The organism is Actinacidiphila glaucinigra (genome assembly GCF_900188405.1).
GTDB lineage: Bacteria > Actinomycetota > Actinomycetes > Streptomycetales > Streptomycetaceae > Actinacidiphila > Actinacidiphila glaucinigra.
The window spans coordinates 346,405-362,245 of sequence record NZ_FZOF01000008.1 but is presented as its reverse complement, the minus strand read 5'-3'; the positions used below and the strand labels follow the sequence as shown (position 1 = coordinate 362,245).

Genomic DNA, 15,841 nt, shown 5'->3' with positions numbered 1-15,841 from the left:
CCGGCAAGGGACGCGGCAGGCGGGCGGGGATGTTCAACGGTCAACCCCCCACAGGCGGGCGTCCAAGCCCCGGAGGGGTCCCGGTCGCGGTGGGCCAGAAGGGGTAATAAGCTCACAAAGTGAGGCCGCACCGGAGCCTGGAACCGTTGCACGGAGGCGTTCGCACCTCGCACACCCTGCGTACCGCGTACGCCCTGATCGGCGCGCTGGCAATGCTGTGCTGGCTGGCACTGCCCGCCGCGGACGCCCGTGCCGACGACCCGATCGTGCTGTCGCGGACCGGCCAGATCACCGACAGGGTGGACGCGCTCGGTGACCGCAAGGGCGCCGTCGCGACGGCGCTGAAGGACCTCGACGACGCGCACCGCGTCCAGCTCTACGTCGCCTACGTACGTGACTTCTCCGGCCGCACCGCCCAGAACTGGGCCGACGCGACCGCCGAGCGCAACGGCCTCGGCCTGAACGACGTACTGCTGGCCGTCGCCACGCACGACCGGCAGTACGCGTACTCCGTGGACCAGGACTCGCCGCTGACCGACGCCCAGTTGCGGGACGTCGCGCAGACCGCGGTCGAACCGGCGCTGCGGCAGAACGACTGGGCGGGGGCGGCCATCGGCGCGGCGGACGGCATCGGCGCGGTCCTCGCGGGCGTGCCCGTGCCCACTCCGGCGATCACCCCGGGCGAGGCCGACCCGGGTGGGGCCGGCGGCTTCGGGGTCACGGGTGGTGAACTCGTCCTGCCGGTCGTGGTGCTCGGAGCCCTGCTCGCCTTCGCCTGGTACATGTATGCCCGGCGCAGGCAGCGCCCCGGAACCCCTACCACCCGGGGAGGGGGAGGCTGGGGCGGGCAGGCCGAGCAGGCCGTGCCCCTGCCCGAACTCGACCGCCGGGCCAGGGAACTGCTCGTCCAGACGGACGACGCGGTGCGCACCAGCAGCGAGGAACTCGGATTCGCCACCGCGCAGTTCGGTGAAGAGGCGGCCGCGCCCTTCGGGGAGGCGCTCAGGTACGCGGAGTCGGAACTCACGGCGGCCTTCAGGCTCCGGCAGCAGCTCGACGACGCGATCCCGGAGGACGACGCGGCCAAGCGCCGCATGCTGGACGAGATCATCGCACGCTGTACCGAGGCCAATCGCCGGCTCGACGCGGAGGCCGAGGGCTTCGACCGGCTGCGCGCGCTGGAACAGAACGCGCCCCAGGCGCTGGAGCACGCCGAGGCGGAGCTGCGGGACATCACCGGTCGGACCGACACCGCGCAGGCCACGCTCACCGCGCTCGGCACGCGGTACGCGCCCACCGCGGTCCAGGCCGTCACGGGCCACGTCGAGCAGGCCAGGGACCGGCTCGTGTTCGCCGCGACCCACGTCGGCCGGGCTCGCGAGGCCGTCGCGGCGGGCGCGGGCGGCACGGCCGCGGTCCATCTGCGGGCCGCCGAGGGCGCCATCGACCAGGCGGGCACGTTCGTGGACGCCGTCGGCCGGCTGGCGAAGGAGCTCGCGGAGGCGGCGGGCAAGCTGCCCGGCGTGCTGACGGAGACCGAGACCGACCTCGCGGAGGCGCGGGGCGTGCTCGCCGGCACCCCCGAGGGCATCTCCACCGCCGACCTGCGCGGCCGGATCGCGCGCGCCGAGACGGTCGTCAGCGAGGCGAGGACGCAGATCGCCGCGGGACCGTACGACCCGATCGAGGTGCTGCGCCGCGTGGAGGAGGCCGACGCGGCCCTCGACGGCGCCCTCACAGGGGCGCGCGCGGACGAGGTGAGCAACCAGAAGGCCCGCGTACTGCTCGACCAGGCCCTGCTCACGGCGCGCAGTGCGGTGGGCGCGGCTTCGGACTTCGTCACGACGCACCGGGCGGCGGTGGGCAGCGAGGCCAGGACGCGTCTGGCCGAGGCACAGCGCCACCTGGAACTGGCGCAGGGCTCCGCGGATCCCGCAGCGGCGCTCACGGCAGCGCAGCGGGCGGATGCGCTGGCCAGGGCGGCGCAGCAGCTGGCCGAGGGTGATGTGCGCGGGTACGGCGGTCCGTACGGCGATGCCATGGGGGGCCGCCGCGGAGGTGGCGGCATGGGCGGTGCGGTGCTCGGCGGCATCCTGCTCGGGGAGATCTTCGGCGGTATGGGCCGCGGGGCCGGCGGGGGCGTGTTCGGCGGGGGACGGGGCGGTGGCTTCGGCGGGGGGTTCGGCGGGGGGTTCGGCGGGGGCGGCCCCGGCAGCTTCGGCGGCGGGGGGACACGGGGGCGGAGGGGCGGTGGCGGCAGATTCTGAGCGGCAACTCGGGGAAGCGAGAGCGAGAGGTTGGCCCCATGACCAAGCAGACGATCCTCGGCCGCGTCGCGCAGCTGGCGAAGGCGAACATCAATGCGCTGCTGGACCAGGCGGAGGACCCGCAGAAGATGCTCGACCAGCTGATCCGCGACTACGGCAACAACATCAGCGAGGCCGAGCAGGCGGTCGCCACCACCATCGGCAATCTGCGCCTCTTGGAGCAGGACCATGAGGAGGACGTGGAGGCGGCCGGCGAGTGGGGCACGAAGGCGCTGGCCGCCAGCAGGAAGGCGGACGAGCTGCGGGCCGCGGGTTCGGGGACCGAGGCGGACGCGTTCGACCGCCTCGCCAAGGTGGCGCTGCAGCGGCAGTTGCAGGCGGGGCGCGAGGCGAAGGACGCCGAGCCGACGATCGCGACGCAGCGGGAGGTCGTCGGAAAGCTGAAGACCGGCCTCGACCAGATGAAGGTCAAGCTGACGGAGCTCAACGCGAAGCGCGACCAGTTGGTGGCCCGCGCCAAGACGGCCCAGGCGCAGAGCCAGATGCTGGACGCGGCGGAGAACATCAATGTGCTGGACCCGACGAGCGAGTTGAGCCGCTTCGAGGAGATAGTCCGCCGGGAGGAGGCGAGGGCACTGGGCAAGCAGGAGCTCGCCGACTCGTCACTGGACGCACAGTTCGAGCGGTTGGACAGCATGGGCGACGCGGCCGAGATCGAAGCAAGGCTGGCCGCCCTGAAGGCCCACGCCTGACCAGCGGCCCCACGGCAGCCCCCGCAGACGGTGACAGCGGGGTGCGGCGCTGGCGGTGGGTTGCCAGCCGCTCGGAAACACGAGGCCCGCCGGGCATGCGGGCTTCAGCACTGGCCCGACCCGCGACAGGATTCGAACCCGCGCACACGGCTCCGGAGGCCCCTTCCGCCCCAGGCGTGTGCGCAGGTCACAGGCTCACGGCCAATAGGTGGGCGATTGCTCGTCCACAGGTAGTCCACGAACCCGTGGTCGCGATCGCCTGGGACTCCTCATCCCGCGCGGTAGTGGCGCAGGCGCTGATCTGAGGGTCTGGTTGCTAGCCCTCATCGTCATCGATGTCAGCGGCGGGAAGGATGGCAGACAGCTCCCCAGGCAGCTCAAGCTTGTAACGTGCTGCAATGACACCGAGTTGAATCCCGAAGATGGCTCGTAGTTCGCCAAGCGCAGCGCCGAATGTGGCGCTCTGTGCGCGGCCTCGTACATGCCCTGAGTGGTTGTTGCCGACTGTGTCCAGGAACCGCCGGCATGCGGCACGCATGGCCTTGAGGTGCTCGGAAAGTTCAGCGCCGGTGTCAGGCTCCATCAAGATCTGAGTCAACATCTCTCGGATCTGCAGGACCGAAGCTACACAATGACCAGGATCATCGACCGCGGATGTGATCGCGCGAGGCATGGTCAGAACCCTGCGGTCCTCCAGGTACACGACGACCCTCTCGGCAAGGGCACGCTGAGGAGTTGGCAGGTCCCAGTCCACCCCACCGAAGGGCGTGCTGAAACCTTTGACCCGGCGCATGATCTCCAGAACCTTCACCCTCGGCATCCTAGGCAGGTTGGCGAGCGGCTGTGACCCACAAGGCCGTATTGCCTGAACGGCCGTGCACGGTTTCCGAGGCTTCTGGCAGGCAGAGGTGCGTGTTTGCGGCCGTCATCAGCGTGCACGGTAGTGGCTGCAGTTCCCATGCTTCGTGGCGGCAGGCGGTGAAGCGCTATCTCAGATAGCGGCTGACACACCAGACCTGACTGGACCACCTCGGACGCCAGAAGGCGCGGCTCAGGACCTGTCTTCGTGTGAGGATCTCGGCGAGACAGTCAAGCTAATGACCTCTGGGGGGCGCATGCAGTGGACAGCGATAGTGGCGACGGCTGTGGGTACGGTGCTTGGCGTGCTGAGTACCCTCGTTGTCGACCAACTCCGGTGGCGTCGCGAGACGTCCGAACGGGAACGTGATGCGCTACGAATCTCGTTCATGGAATACCTGGCAGCCCTCGCCCGGGCTCGGGATGCCTTCTCCCGGGCTGAACCGTCTCAGGAACGTATCGGCAAGGGGCACCTAGCGATTGGTGAGCATGGCGTATACGCCGCGCAGCAACAACTGGAGTTGGTGGCCCGACGGCCGATTATCGATTTGGCCGGCCAGGCCACTCTCACGGTGCTTGACTTCCATGACGTTGTGGTCGCCGGTCAGAACGCAGACTCTGTGGAGTACCTGCAGGCATGGCGGGCGGCTCGTGAGGCCCGGCATGCGTTGATACAGGAGATGCGAACGGCTCTGCGGCGATCCTGAGGCGAAAGGTCAGGAGTGAAGGGGTTTGACCCACAACCGTTTCGTCCCGAGCAATGCGGGCGCCCGTGTCACCTGGGGGAACTCTCTGTGACCTGCGAGAACTGTTCGTGAGCGTCTGTGGTCACGCCAGGGCTAGGGCGTCGGGCCAGGGCTACGTTCCACGGTGGAGCTCCGCTGCCGCACGATGCCCGTAGAGTCGGCTCGCTGTGCCGACCTGTGGTGCTCGATGGAGACCTTGAGCTCGGCGGGCGTCGGCCAGGGCGCCCGGCGGTGGATCATGCGGTGGCAGTTCGCGCAGATGAGAGCGAGGTCGCTGAGTTTGGTCCGGCCTTCGCCGGCCTCGTGAAGGGGCACGACGTGATGGCACTCGACGTACCCGGCACCTCGCTCGCCGTAGACCTCCTCGAAGTCGAATCCGCATGCCTCGCAGGCGAGACTTCCGCCCTTCCGCAGAACAGAGTCGATCTTCTTCTTGCGCAGGCCCTTGTTCCGCTCGCGTGCCAGGTGCCGGCGCATGAGCAGGCGCCCTTCGGCGGCGCTGAAGTCGTCGTCGAGCTCCTCGCCGCCCGCCAGGTCGAGGCCCTGAAATTCGCCTGACGTAATGCCCTCCCGGATGAGCCTTGCGGCCTCGGCCATCTCGTCCGGGCGGCCCAGGAACTCGTTGAGGACCTCGGCGTCGAGGCTGCCGCCGTTGGTGGGCTTGCCGCGGTACTCGGGGTGCCGGGTGGCGATGTCGAAGGTCTTGCGGGCCACGCCGTTGGGGTTGCGGAACTTCTCGTTGCGGTCGGCCTCGGCGTGGATCGGCAGCAGCTGCAGGAGCGCGGACAGCTCGATGACCTGGCTGGCCTGCGCGTCCAGGCCCCTCCACTCGTTCTTCATGACGAGATCGCAGGCCAGGATGATCTCATCGCGGGCCCAGTCAGGGTTCTTGACGGCCTTGACGTGAAAGCCCAGGCGCTTCAGCCAGGCCGCTGCGTGATCCTTCCCGCCGCTGAACTCGCTGGGAGCCAGCGCCCGCTCCTGATCCCACTTGTGTGCCACCCCGGCTATCGCCTTGGAGTCGTACTCCCGGCCCTCGTGCACCAGGACATACGCACGGGCCTCACCAAAGCCGTACTTCGACAGGAACGCCTCGCGTCCCAACTCATCGTGCTCTGCAACCGTCTTGAGCACGGACTCCCGAGTGATCACTCCTCTACGCATGAGCGAAGAGTACGGCGAGGAACTGACAGGCCGGATGCCAGCTGCCGTGACCGAGGAGGCGCTGGGGGGCGACCACTGCCTTGTAAGTTCGGGCCTGGCATCGTGCGGCCTGCCGAAAGGCGCCTACGGTGGCGGCCTACTGTTGCTCTACGGCCGCCACATCTCGTGGCTGACTGTCGGCGTTGATGTCATCTGCTGATGTCAGTCACGAGGGCCCCAACGATTCGAACGCGCCTGCGAGGCGCTCCCGACGACCGCGGCCCTCGCCACGGTACCGCGAGGCATCTCGGTCGGCCTGCGGTGTAGGGCTGCACTGCCGTGCACGCGGACCGAACGTTGAGCGAACCGTAGCGAACCGCGAGAGTGCGACATGCAACAGTTTGGTGACTTTCCGTGATCCTTCGTGTCGTTCTGTTCCCATCGGTCAGTGAGATGGCCCACACTCGTCCCACCGGGTGAATCGGGGGGACCGCCGTGTCCGTGATGTGTGACGGGGGGTTATTGACATACGTATCGGGCGCGGGCAGAGGCCTAAGGGTCGTCCACTGGCGGACGACGAGCAGGTCACCCACTATGGGAAGAAGGAACCACCGTTGCGCTGCTGCGAGGGGTCGTGTCGGTTCCGACATTTCCCGAGGCAGGGAGAGGACGGGATGTCGATCGTCGTCGGTCTCGTCAAGGTTGAAGATCTTGGGCCGGTCATTGATCAGCCCAGCAGTGGCGCGCGATACTCGACAGTAGGGAAGCTACGGGAGCAGGGCTTCACGGTCCGGCACACCCCCAGCCAAAAGAACCCAGATCACGCCACGGTCTCAGTCAAAGGTGATTGGACGGCCGAACGGGGGCATGCATTCAACCTGTGCTTCGGAGACCCCACCTGGGTTGATGACATTCAGGAGCAGACATGACAGAGCCACTGACACCCGATCTGGGCGCTTTGCCGTGGAAGCCGAAGCGCGGGTTTTCGATGGTCCGGGAGTTTAACCGCTGGGACATCCCCACTTCGGGCATCGTCCGAAGCCGCTGGACACGTCACTACTACCTCTTCCAGTGCCTGGATGGAGCATCCGGCCAGTACAGCGTGTGGGCCTACCTGGCCCTCACCAGGAGCGAGGCCCGGAGACTTCTGTCGCTACAGGGGGACGAGCTGCGTGCCGCGCAGCACGAGCTGATGCTTACGAGGACGTTGGCGGTCGTTGTGGCGGAGGAAGATGCGGGCATCATCCACCGCGTGCGCGGCCGGCTCGCCCAAAGCGAGCCGGAACCCCGGCTTGAGCGAGACGTGAGCCTCAGGGTGCAGCGGGAGATCCAGGACGAGGCGAGCGCTGTGCATGCCATGCCGGTCTTTGCTATGTCCTGACGGGTCCAACAGCCTGGCGCTCCTCGTTTTCCTGCGGGACGGCGGGGAGCGCTTCGGTGTGTTCAAGGTGTTGGGCTGCTATAGGGCCCGACGTGCAGCGCCGACGTAAACCGCGTTCCATCAGGATGCGAGAGGACGCGAATCACCGGACGTTGCTGGCGGTCCGAGCAGGCCACCGGCACGTGAGCCGCAGCCGCACGTGGGCTGCGCTCTACAAGGCACGTCGCCCCGGGGAGGGCGCGATAAGCCGCATGCGTCCGGTGCTCGACCACCCAAGTTGGCTCCAGCTCGCGGGACTTGACGGGAGATCAGTCTAGGGGCTAGCCTATCGAGGCAGCTCAACAGTTGCATGGTGTCCCTCGTGTCACGCGCATGCGGCGCAGAGCGAACCTTGTTGCGAGAATGCTTGTCGAACTCGCCGCAAAGGTGCGTTGCCCCAAGGCCTACGTCGGTCAGCTTCTTGACACGGTGATGGAAGCCAGCTTTGCGAGAGCCGAGATGCAGCAGATTGGCTTTCGTGAACCACAATGGCCACACAATATAATTGAATACGACTCACTTGAGGTCCGATTTCCTTCCGCGGTGGATTGCTTTCCGCGAATTTGAAGTCGGGCCTTTTTGCTGTCCGGACGACAGTAAGGGTAGGAGAAGCTCGCCTGGAAATGAGATTGGAGAATGGAATGCGCAAGATGATTCAGGAATTTTGGCGGACGGTCCGTTACGCCATCGACGACGAGGGTCGGACCGCCCGCCTCAAGTCCCTGCTTGTAACGACTGCCATCGTTGTAGCGGGATGTTACGCCCTGGTCGCTGGTCGTTGGGTCTAGCAAGACAGCAGACATACAGGACAACGCAAGGGTACGGCGAGCTATGGCCCTATGGCCAGGGCTTGCCGTACCTGGAGCAGTTGATCTGTGCCACGTTTTCAGGCCTGGCGCCATGCATCGAAGAACCGCTTGCGGTCCGGCGATGTTTCAAACTCCCGCCGGCCGGCCAGCACGACACGCCATGCGCTCATCTCTGCGTCTCGTAGCCACAGCTCGCCCCCGTACCGACCGCTAACACCGATGGTGCCGCGGTCCAGCACAGAGCCGATGACATCTGCTGTGGCGTCGCGTTGATCCGACGACAGCTTCTCCAGGAAGCTCAGGATGCGGAAGGCAATGCCGCTCTCATTGCCGTCACGGACGCGATCGAAGAAGGGGCCGCCCATGTTGGCAGGGTCGATGCTCAGGGCCGCGCTGCCCCCGGCGTCACGGATGCGCGCCCAAAAACCTTGCCCTTCCGCAGTTCCCGGCAGGGGGAGTGCAGCGAAGAGGTCGATCAAGTGACCGTTGGCAGCTTGGCTGTACGCAGTGTCGCAGGTAGCGGCAGCCGCGATCGTGGCCACGTGGCGGACAGTGAGGCCGCCATCTTCGGGCCAGCCGAGGGGAGTGTTGAGCTCCCGGGTGAGGTGCTGTTCTAACTCGTCATCATCGGGTTGTTCGCCGCCGACATACCGGTTAACGATCAAGCTGTCCCCCTGGGGCTGCGGTCCGATACTCCGACATTCCAGCATGCCAGCGCCAGGGACCCTTGTGTGGATGCTTTGGGACTAACGGGCGCTCCGATCGCGAGTCCCCCCGGCAGAGACACTTGGGCGATGCCGCACAGCGCTGCTTCCTACTAGGGTAAATTACCTTGATCGCGACTTTTCATACCAAAATGCAACCCATGATGTAATTCTGGAGGACAACCGGTCAGCATCCCGGCATAATCGGGCAGGTGATCGTCCTTCTCGACACCACGACATTCGTGGCCGATCCCCTGTGTAGAGGAACCGCATGGCGTGTGTTGGCCCACGCTGCGGCAACCTGGAATGTTCGCCTAGCCGTGCCTGAAGTGGTCATCCGGGAAGCGGTGGCCGGCTACCACAGGCGTGTGACCGAGGCACTGGTAGGACTTCAGCGACAAAAAGAGAAGAACGGTGGCGCGCTCGGGATTTCTGCGATCTACGATAAAACACGAGTCGATATCGAAGCAGCATCCTCGCGCTACGGCGAAGACTTGCGACAGCTGCTCAGTGAGATCGACGCTCAGATCCTCGCCCCTCCAATCGTTGATCATATTGAACTCGTTGAACGCGCCGCTCAGCGAAAAAAGCCGTGCGACGGCAACGGTAACGGGTATCGCGACACTCTCAACTGGATCTCTGTGCTGGAAGCGGCTAAGAACTCCGACGAAGACGTCGTTTGGATCTCCGATAACAGTAAAGATTTTGGCCGCGAAGATGGCGAGGGCCTGCACGATGACCTTGCAGCCGAAGTAACCTCAATCGGCGCAGAAGGTCGTATCAAGTGGCTTAGGTCTCTTTCTGAATTGATCCTGGAACTTGCCGGCAAGCGGTGGCCCGAATTTTCAGACGACCTCCGACAGATTCAGGAGCGTTTGCAAGCCGACGCCGTGGAAGGTTTTCTTAATACGGAAATCCTTGCGGGATGCATGGAGCAGACCATCAGTCCACGGATGTGCGGACTTCCCATCCAGACCCGTTCTGCGAAGATCATGGCGATCGGGGCGATGACGCATTCTTCCTTCTCCGTACGCGGGGCCTCTGTCGAAGGTGAAGGGATCATTGAATTTACTGCAGTTTGTCCTACGACGGCCCTGATCGAACTGCCGATCACTGCTGACGCGGAAGGCCGCGAAGTTGAATCAGTCACCGAAGACGGGGTATTCGTCTGGGTCTCTAAGGACCTCCACTTCACGGGAATCGTTACTTCGGATAGATATGGTCGACCAGTTAGCGGCGAAGTCACGAAGATTGGCTCATCTCCCGACGATCCTGGACGAAATGCCTGGTCTCGGATGTCAGATCTTGGATCGCTGCTTCCATCGCTAAGCGCTGTCATGGCGTCCATGCGTAGGCCGCTCATCGACCCTAAGGTCTTCGAAGCGATGCGTAGGCCGCTCATCGACCCTAAGGTCTTCGAAGCGATGCGTAGGCCGCTCATCGACCCTAAGGTCTTCGAAGCGATGCGTAGGCCGCTCATCGACCCTAAGGTCTTCGAAGCGATGCGTAGGCCGCTCATCGACCCTAAGGTCTTCGAAGCGATGCGTAGGCCGCTCATCGACCCGCAAATCATGGAAGGAATGAGGATCCGCGCCGCCGGACTCGATGCGTTCGAGCAAATTCGTAACGAGAATTCGACGGATCAGGAATCTGATTCAGGAGCGGACGTTGAGGGCGTTGATGTAAGTGATGAACTAGCCTCCGAAGATGATGATTCATCCCCTGGCAACTAGTTGCAGCTGAAGCAGCGAGGTCGGTGGAGCGGCTTTGGGCGGGAGCTGCTTTGGGGCGAGTGATCATGGCCCCGTAAGCTGGTTGCGAGTCGGGCAGTCTGTGGATCTGCCCGTAAAGCACGACGTTGGGGCCATGATCGTAGAGGCTCGCCCCAAAGTGGCTGCCTAAAGCCGTGGAGCCGACCGTCCCAGCCACACCGGGCTTCTCTTTAGTGGTCCTCGCCCGTACGGCGAGCGGCCGGCGGCCGGGCCGGAGCGGGGCGCAGACAGGAGCGGCGGCCCGAGGCGCCGGGTCGCGCGCCGCCGCGCTCTGCGCGGCGGGAGCGCCTTGATGAGGTAGAGAAACCTGTAACAGCTCAGCTCGCGCGACTGAGCACGTTCAGGTGCTCCAAGTAGTCCATGCCGGCAGGTGCCTTGTTGAAGTCCCGGTTCACGATCGCGGCAAGCTCGCGGCTGACCATGAGCAGCGAGGGTAGCGACTGGCGCTCGCCCTTGAGGGCCCACTCTCCGTACTGGACGGCTTGCTCAAGATCACCTTGTCGCGCGGCGACCACGCCAAGGGTGACCCTTGCTTCGGCCATGCGCATGGGCGCTCGCTCCGCACCGTCGAAGTCGGTGCCGGCCCGGATGACCTCGTGGGCCAGGTTCTCGGCGAATCGGTCTTCGCCCAGTAGGCGGTAGCAATCCATGGCGTAGAAGTCGAACTTGGCAGGGTCAACCACGAAGTGGTGATCGAGGTTCTCGGGGTAGGCCATGCCTTCGAGTAGCTTTCGGCCCCGATCCAAGGCGACTTCGGTCTGCCGACGGTCGCCGAGACGCGCCCATCCCTTGGCCTCATGCGCTGCCAGCTGAACGGCGACTCCCTTACCTCGGGCGGCTTCGCTGCCTGCCTGAGATGCGGCCAGGATGCCGCGGTAGTCGCCGGTTGTGAGAGCGAACCAGGCGCGCATCTCGTGGGCCCATCCAGCGATCTCGGCGTTCTCGGCTTCGTGAGCGAGGGACAGCGCTGCTCGACGGGTGCTCTCGGCGGCGGCACGGTCTCCCATGTCGTACTCGACGCACCCGACCAGGAGGGCAAGCCAGCCGGAAAGGGCCAGCACCTCTCGGTGCTGGGCGAGCGTGAGCCGCTGAGACTGGAGGCCAGCAATGCGTCGCAGCCATTGGCGTCCCTCGATGGCGAGCTGGCCACTGGGAAGGTGCGGGTACTCCGAGCACAGGCGGTCGGTGGTGATACGGAGCGCGTCAAGCGTGGCGTTGTCGACGTCGGATGCTTGCAGCCGGCTCAGTATGTCCAGGGTTTCCATGCCGCTGGCCGCTGCGATCTCAGCGCCGCCGTCGCGTCGTCCGGCCACCGGAAAGATCGCATGGGTCACCGTGCCAAAGGTCTGGGCGATGATCGGCTGGTAGAAGTCGCTGGGCAGGACCTCGCCGGACTCCCAGCGCTTCCACTGCCGCAGCATGCTGGCGCCCTCAGGCAGAGGCTTGGGCGAGTGGGCGCGCAACGCGGCAACGGCTTCCGCCTGCGACCACTGCCGCGCTTCCCGCTCTCCCGCAATGCGTCGCGCCCAAGCAGGCCGCTCGTCGCTCATGTGCCCTCCCATCGGGGTGCCTGCTTCGAGTCTGGCACCCAATGAGCCCCTGACACGGGGGTGACAAGGGGTTGTCACCACTGCTGTCCACCTGTGACACCTTCGATGTCACTGGCCACCCGATCACGCACCGCGCATGGTGTCTCACACGTTAAGCGCTGCCCGGGTGATCGGCTCGCTCCTCCAGCTTGGCCACTCGGGCGGCAAGCCGCTGAAGCTCGGAGGTGAGCGCCTTGATCTCGTCCCGAACGTCGGAGGCAGCCGGCCGTGCAGCGCCGCTGTCATTGCCGGTGTCGTCCTTGACGAAGTACCCCCGGTTGGGGACCGACCTGATCAGGCCCTCATCGATCAACTCCTGGAGGCCCTTAGTCACCGTGACTGGGTGGACCTGGAAGCGGTCGGCCAACTCTCGAAGGGACTGCAACTTCCTTCCCGGGCCCGGCTGTCCGGACGCGATCTCTGTCCGCAGGATCTCGGCGATGCGACTCGCCTTCGTCCTCGGATCGTCTGGGGGGACGCTCATGCGCCGATCGTACCGAGGGGCGCGGACTATCACGCCCTCTCCTGCGCGAAGGTATTGCACACTAGTCTGTGATAGTGCACTCTATCCGTGATGGCTCCGCCGTTGCGATTCCCCCGGGAGGGCGGCGCATCTACCGCCAAGCAGCTCCGCCACCCTCCCTCGTCCTCGAAAGGAACTTCCATCATGCCGTCCTTCAAGATCGACACTTCTACGGCCGTGGTGTTCGTGGCGACTGCGCCTACCCCGAAGCTGGTGAGCAAGCAGACCGGTGAGGTGGCGATCGACCGGGAGACCGGTGCACAGCTCATGACCGTGGGTCTGCTGATCTCCGACGAGGGCGAGGGGAACCTGTACCAGGTGACCGTGCCCTCGACGGGGGTGGAGGCGACGCTGACGCCGGGCACTGCGGTGTCGGTGATCGGCCTCAAGGCCCGGGACTGGGAGAACACCTTCAACGGCCAGACCCGGCACGGGATCTCGTTCCGCGCGGTGGCGATCACGGCGGGAGTCTGAGCCGTGGATCTGGCGACGCTGATCGAGATCGGCACCCCGTTAGCGGGGGCTGCCGGCGGCCTGGGCTACGCGAAGGTGAAGGCGCCGGGCGTGTACTGGTCGCTGGTGGGTCTGCCGGTCGCGTTGGGCCGGTTCCACTTCACCTACGCCTCCACGATGGACGTGTGCGGGCTAACGGTGGCCCCGTCCCGGCTGCGGGCGTTCATGGTCCGCACCGTGGCCCGCCGTGAGGTGCAGCCGGTCCCGCCGAAGATCCGCCGCGTCGCTGGCTCCGCCACCGGCATGCGGGTCCGCCTGCGGCTGCCCGCCGGCCTGGAGCCCGACGACGTTGCCGCTGCCTCAAACCGGCTCCGGCACGCCTGGGGCGTCCACGCCGTGCACGTGGCGGAGATCAAGCCCGGCGTGGTGGAGCTGCGGATGACCGGCTACGACGTCCTGCGCACGGTGCGCATGCCGCGCCGCCTGCCGTCCGGCCCGATGGTGGTGCCGGTGGCGTTGCGGGAGGACGGGACCGCGTTCGCCCGGAACTACCGGGAGATCCCGCACGCCCTCACCCTGGGGGCGAATCAGTCGGGCAAGTCGATGTATCAGCGCAACCTGATCAAGCAACTCGCCAAGCTCCCGGTGGCGCTGGTGGGGATCGACTGCAAACGCGGGGTGGAACAGACCCCGTATGCGCCGCGCCTGTCGGCCCTGGCCACCGACCCGGAGCAAGCCGCGGGCCTGCTGGATGCGCTGGTGGGGGAGATGGAGGCCCGGTTCGATCTCCTCAAGGACTACCAGGGCACCGCCCTGTCGACGCTGAACGGGGATATCACCTCCGACATCTGGGGCCTCCCCATGAGAGTGCGACCGGTCCCGATTGTCGTCCTGGTCGATGAGGTCGCGGAGCTGTTCTTGACGGCGACGAGGAAGGACGAGGAACGCCGGGACCGCATGGTCACGCAGTTGATCCGGCTCGCGCAGATGTCCCGCGCGGTCGGCATCTACCTGGAGATCTGTGGCCAGCGGTTCGGCGCGGAACTCGGCAAAGGCGCCACCATGCTCCGCGCGCAGCTCACCGGCCGCGTGGTCCACCGGGTCAACGACAAGCAGACCGCCGAAATGGGCCTGGGCGACATCTCACCCGAGGCCATGCACGCCGCAACCGCCATCGCCGCCGACCGCCCCGGCGTCGCCGTGGCGGGGGATGCCTCCGGCGGCTGGACCCACATCCGCACCCCCCTGACCTCGATCACCGACACTGCCGCGGTCTGCCGGGCGCACGCCGATCTGGTCCCGGACCTGCCGGCCCTGGCGCCGTTCCGCCCGGACGTCCCGGAAATCGCTGCTCCGGTCGATGTGGTGCCGCTGGCCCGGCCCCGCCCGGTCACCGACTAACCCGCACTCCCCGCACCTCGGTTGGCGTGACCGCTTCGCGCCAGGTCCCTACCCCACCCATGCCTGGAGAGGAGTGCCAGCGATGGCCGCTCGCAAGACCAGCCGCCCGGCCAAGACCGCGCCGCCGAAGTGCCCGGACTGCCAGGGCGACGGCGAGACCACCGAGACCGTCCGCGTCGGTGCCCGCAAGGGCCGCGAGACCGGTGATCGGCAGGCCGCGCTCTGTCTGACCTGTTTCGGCACCGGCACCGCCCCGTCCTGACCCCAACGCCCCGGCGCCGGGCGGCTGGCCTTCATGCCCCGCCCGGCCCCGGGACTACCAATCCGAAAGGAGGTGACCCGGTGTCCCGCCCCAACCGCTTCGACCCCGTGCTGATTCAGGCCGTGATCGCCGGTGCACTGTCCTTCGCCCACCTGCACGACATCGCCGAAGCCGCCGGCCAACACGGCTGGAAAGCCTGGGCCTACCCCATCTCCGTCGACCTGCTCCTCGTCGCCGCCTGGCGCCGCATGCGCACCCTCCGCGCTGCTGACCGTCCGGCCCGCGCCGCCTGGACCTGGTTCGTCATCGCGCTGACCGCATCCCTCGGGGCGAACGTCTCCACCGCCGGGCTGCTCGACATGAACGCCGTCCCCGCCTGGCTGCGCATCCTCGTCGCTGGCTGGCCCGCCCTGGCCTTCCTCGGCGGCACCCTCCTCGCCCACACCCTCGCCCCGGCACCCGAACCCTCCCCGGTACCCGAAGCCGTCCGGGTTGCGGAACCGGCCCCACAGGTGACGGTCGAACGGGCCCCCGACCCCACTCCGGAACTCCCCGCCGCCACGCCGCCGGAGACCGCTCCCGTGCTGGCGCCGGTGTCCTCGCCTTCTGTTCCGCCGGCGCTGCTGGCGCACGCCCGGAAGGTCGCCGACGCCCACCACGCCACCACCGGTACGCCGATCGACGCCGCGACCCTGCGCACCCGCCTCGGCGTCCCGCCCGCACTGGCCGATGTGATCGCCGCCCAACTCACCTGACAGGAGGACACCTCGATGCGTCCGCACATCCGCGCCGCCCTGGAACGCTCCGCCGAACTCACCCGGAACAACCGCCTCATTGACGGCATGCGTATGGGCGAGGCCGCGATCAACCAGGCCACCGACGACGAACACCCCGAGATCCGGCAGTGGCTCACCGACCACGCCGGCGACTTCACCGGACAGGAGGACTGAACCATGCCGCGCCCGAACCGCTTCTACGACGTGATCCGCATCGGCCCCGTGAGGGTCGGCAGCTACCACGACGGCCGCGGACGCACCCGCCACTCTGCCGCCTGCACCGCCCCGGGCTGCGGCTTCTCCACCGACTACCGCGACCGCTCCGGCGCCGAACTCGCCGCCCGCACCCACCGCTGCCAGCCCTGA

General features: G+C 66.7%; 18 protein-coding genes. 13 read left to right on the top strand and 5 right to left on the bottom strand.

Translation table 11 applies throughout. The annotated features are described in order from the left end of the window. Window positions 1-212 precede the first annotated feature (212 nt). A complete protein-coding gene (locus CHF15_RS19805) occupies window positions 213-2,267 on the top strand; it encodes a TPM domain-containing protein (RefSeq protein WP_089225243.1) in 2,055 nt (684 codons plus the stop codon). 38 nt (window positions 2,268-2,305) lie between these two features. Then, window positions 2,306-3,019 (top strand): PspA/IM30 family protein, encoded by a 714-nt coding sequence (locus tag CHF15_RS19800; protein WP_089225154.1) that lies wholly within the window; start codon window positions 2,306-2,308, stop codon window positions 3,017-3,019. Window positions 3,020-3,335: 316 nt separating this feature from the next. Here CHF15_RS19800 and CHF15_RS19795 read toward each other — a convergent pair whose 3' ends face one another. Beyond that, window positions 3,336-3,830 (bottom strand): DUF6650 family protein, encoded by a 495-nt coding sequence (locus tag CHF15_RS19795; protein WP_089225153.1) that lies wholly within the window; start codon window positions 3,828-3,830, stop codon window positions 3,336-3,338. Window positions 3,831-4,266: 436 nt separating this feature from the next. Between CHF15_RS19795 and CHF15_RS19790 the strand changes: the two genes are divergently transcribed. Next, window positions 4,267-4,584, top strand: coding sequence for a hypothetical protein (locus tag CHF15_RS19790; RefSeq protein WP_245938921.1), 318 nt, complete (start codon window positions 4,267-4,269; stop codon window positions 4,582-4,584). A 132-nt stretch (window positions 4,585-4,716) separates the two neighbouring features. On the opposite strand, the gene CHF15_RS19785 is transcribed toward CHF15_RS19790, so the two are convergent. After that, the gene (locus CHF15_RS19785) at window positions 4,717-5,787 is read right to left on the bottom strand and encodes an HNH endonuclease (RefSeq protein WP_089225152.1); all 1,071 of its coding nucleotides are present in this window, start codon (window positions 5,785-5,787) and stop codon (window positions 4,717-4,719) included. Between CHF15_RS19785 and CHF15_RS19780 the strand changes: the two genes are divergently transcribed. The 3 genes from CHF15_RS19780 (at window position 5,786) to CHF15_RS19775 (ending at window position 7,147) form a co-directional block, all read left to right on the top strand. Beyond that, window positions 5,786-5,986 carry a hypothetical protein gene (locus CHF15_RS19780; RefSeq protein WP_089225151.1) on the top strand — a complete coding sequence of 67 codons (201 nt, stop codon included), beginning with the start codon at window positions 5,786-5,788 and terminating at the stop codon, window positions 5,984-5,986. The genes CHF15_RS19785 and CHF15_RS19780 overlap by 2 nt on opposite strands. A 454-nt stretch (window positions 5,987-6,440) precedes the next feature. Then, window positions 6,441-6,695: a hypothetical protein gene (locus tag CHF15_RS44420; protein WP_143681591.1), complete on the top strand. Its 255-nt coding sequence runs from the start codon at window positions 6,441-6,443 to the stop codon at window positions 6,693-6,695. Then, on the top strand, window positions 6,692-7,147 hold the full coding sequence (locus CHF15_RS19775) for a hypothetical protein (RefSeq protein ID WP_089225150.1): 456 nt from the start codon (window positions 6,692-6,694) through the stop codon (window positions 7,145-7,147). The genes CHF15_RS44420 and CHF15_RS19775 overlap by 4 nt, the downstream gene beginning before the upstream one ends. Window positions 7,148-8,072: 925 nt before the next feature. Here CHF15_RS19775 and CHF15_RS19770 read toward each other — a convergent pair. After that, complete coding sequence (locus CHF15_RS19770; RefSeq protein WP_143681590.1) at window positions 8,073-8,660, bottom strand: hypothetical protein; 588 nt, start codon at window positions 8,658-8,660, stop codon at window positions 8,073-8,075. A gap of 251 nt (window positions 8,661-8,911) precedes the next feature. On the opposite strand from CHF15_RS19770, the gene CHF15_RS19765 reads away from it, so the two are divergent. Beyond that, window positions 8,912-10,432 carry a PIN domain-containing protein gene (locus CHF15_RS19765; protein ID WP_179279872.1) on the top strand — a complete coding sequence of 507 codons (1,521 nt, stop codon included), beginning with the start codon at window positions 8,912-8,914 and terminating at the stop codon, window positions 10,430-10,432. Window positions 10,433-10,788: 356 nt separating this feature from the next. On the opposite strand, the gene CHF15_RS19760 is transcribed toward CHF15_RS19765, so the two are convergent. Continuing rightward, complete coding sequence (locus CHF15_RS19760) at window positions 10,789-12,021, bottom strand: hypothetical protein (protein ID WP_089225147.1); 1,233 nt, start codon at window positions 12,019-12,021, stop codon at window positions 10,789-10,791. 151 nt (window positions 12,022-12,172) lie between these two features. After that, on the bottom strand, window positions 12,173-12,544 hold the full coding sequence (locus tag CHF15_RS19755; protein WP_143681589.1) for a GntR family transcriptional regulator: 372 nt from the start codon (window positions 12,542-12,544) through the stop codon (window positions 12,173-12,175). Between the two features lie 183 nt (window positions 12,545-12,727). Between CHF15_RS19755 and CHF15_RS19750 the strand changes: the two genes are divergently transcribed. From CHF15_RS19750 to CHF15_RS19725, 6 genes are all read left to right on the top strand, one after another. Further along, entirely contained in the window at window positions 12,728-13,057 is a 330-nt protein-coding gene (locus tag CHF15_RS19750) for an SCO3933 family regulatory protein (RefSeq protein ID WP_089225145.1), read from the top strand. 3 nt (window positions 13,058-13,060) lie between these two features. Then, complete coding sequence (locus tag CHF15_RS19745) at window positions 13,061-14,437, top strand: FtsK/SpoIIIE domain-containing protein (protein WP_089225144.1); 1,377 nt, start codon at window positions 13,061-13,063, stop codon at window positions 14,435-14,437. Between the two features lie 82 nt (window positions 14,438-14,519). After that, the gene (locus tag CHF15_RS19740) at window positions 14,520-14,699 is read left to right on the top strand and encodes a hypothetical protein (RefSeq protein ID WP_089225143.1); all 180 of its coding nucleotides are present in this window, start codon (window positions 14,520-14,522) and stop codon (window positions 14,697-14,699) included. Between the two features lie 80 nt (window positions 14,700-14,779). Beyond that, the gene (locus CHF15_RS19735; protein WP_089225142.1) at window positions 14,780-15,454 is read left to right on the top strand and encodes a DUF2637 domain-containing protein; all 675 of its coding nucleotides are present in this window, start codon (window positions 14,780-14,782) and stop codon (window positions 15,452-15,454) included. 15 nt (window positions 15,455-15,469) lie between these two features. Next, window positions 15,470-15,649 (top strand): hypothetical protein, encoded by a 180-nt coding sequence (locus tag CHF15_RS19730; RefSeq protein ID WP_089225141.1) that lies wholly within the window; start codon window positions 15,470-15,472, stop codon window positions 15,647-15,649. Window positions 15,650-15,652: 3 nt separating this feature from the next. Continuing rightward, a complete protein-coding gene (locus CHF15_RS19725; protein ID WP_089225140.1) occupies window positions 15,653-15,841 on the top strand; it encodes a mobile element transfer protein in 189 nt (62 codons plus the stop codon).

Excerpts from the sequence above, each read along its gene's own strand:
- CHF15_RS19760 (WP_089225147.1), bottom strand. The coding sequence starts at position 12,021 with ATGAGCGACGAGCGGCCTGCTTGGGCGCGACGCATTGCGGGAGAGCGG.
- CHF15_RS19730 (WP_089225141.1), top strand. The coding sequence starts at position 15,470 with ATGCGTCCGCACATCCGCGCCGCCCTGGAACGCTCCGCCGAACTCACC.
- CHF15_RS19800 (WP_089225154.1), top strand. The coding sequence starts at position 2,306 with ATGACCAAGCAGACGATCCTCGGCCGCGTCGCGCAGCTGGCGAAGGCG.
- CHF15_RS19740 (WP_089225143.1), top strand. The coding sequence starts at position 14,520 with ATGGCCGCTCGCAAGACCAGCCGCCCGGCCAAGACCGCGCCGCCGAAG.
- CHF15_RS19790 (WP_245938921.1), top strand. The coding sequence starts at position 4,267 with ATGGAATACCTGGCAGCCCTCGCCCGGGCTCGGGATGCCTTCTCCCGG.
- CHF15_RS44420 (WP_143681591.1), top strand. The coding sequence starts at position 6,441 with ATGTCGATCGTCGTCGGTCTCGTCAAGGTTGAAGATCTTGGGCCGGTC.
- CHF15_RS19780 (WP_089225151.1), top strand. The coding sequence starts at position 5,786 with ATGAGCGAAGAGTACGGCGAGGAACTGACAGGCCGGATGCCAGCTGCC.
- CHF15_RS19755 (WP_143681589.1), bottom strand. The coding sequence starts at position 12,544 with ATGAGCGTCCCCCCAGACGATCCGAGGACGAAGGCGAGTCGCATCGCC.
- CHF15_RS19805 (WP_089225243.1), top strand. The coding sequence starts at position 213 with ATGCTGTGCTGGCTGGCACTGCCCGCCGCGGACGCCCGTGCCGACGAC.
- CHF15_RS19775 (WP_089225150.1), top strand. The coding sequence starts at position 6,692 with ATGACAGAGCCACTGACACCCGATCTGGGCGCTTTGCCGTGGAAGCCG.
- CHF15_RS19725 (WP_089225140.1), top strand. The coding sequence starts at position 15,653 with ATGCCGCGCCCGAACCGCTTCTACGACGTGATCCGCATCGGCCCCGTG.
- CHF15_RS19750 (WP_089225145.1), top strand. The coding sequence starts at position 12,728 with ATGCCGTCCTTCAAGATCGACACTTCTACGGCCGTGGTGTTCGTGGCG.
- CHF15_RS19785 (WP_089225152.1), bottom strand. The coding sequence starts at position 5,787 with ATGCGTAGAGGAGTGATCACTCGGGAGTCCGTGCTCAAGACGGTTGCA.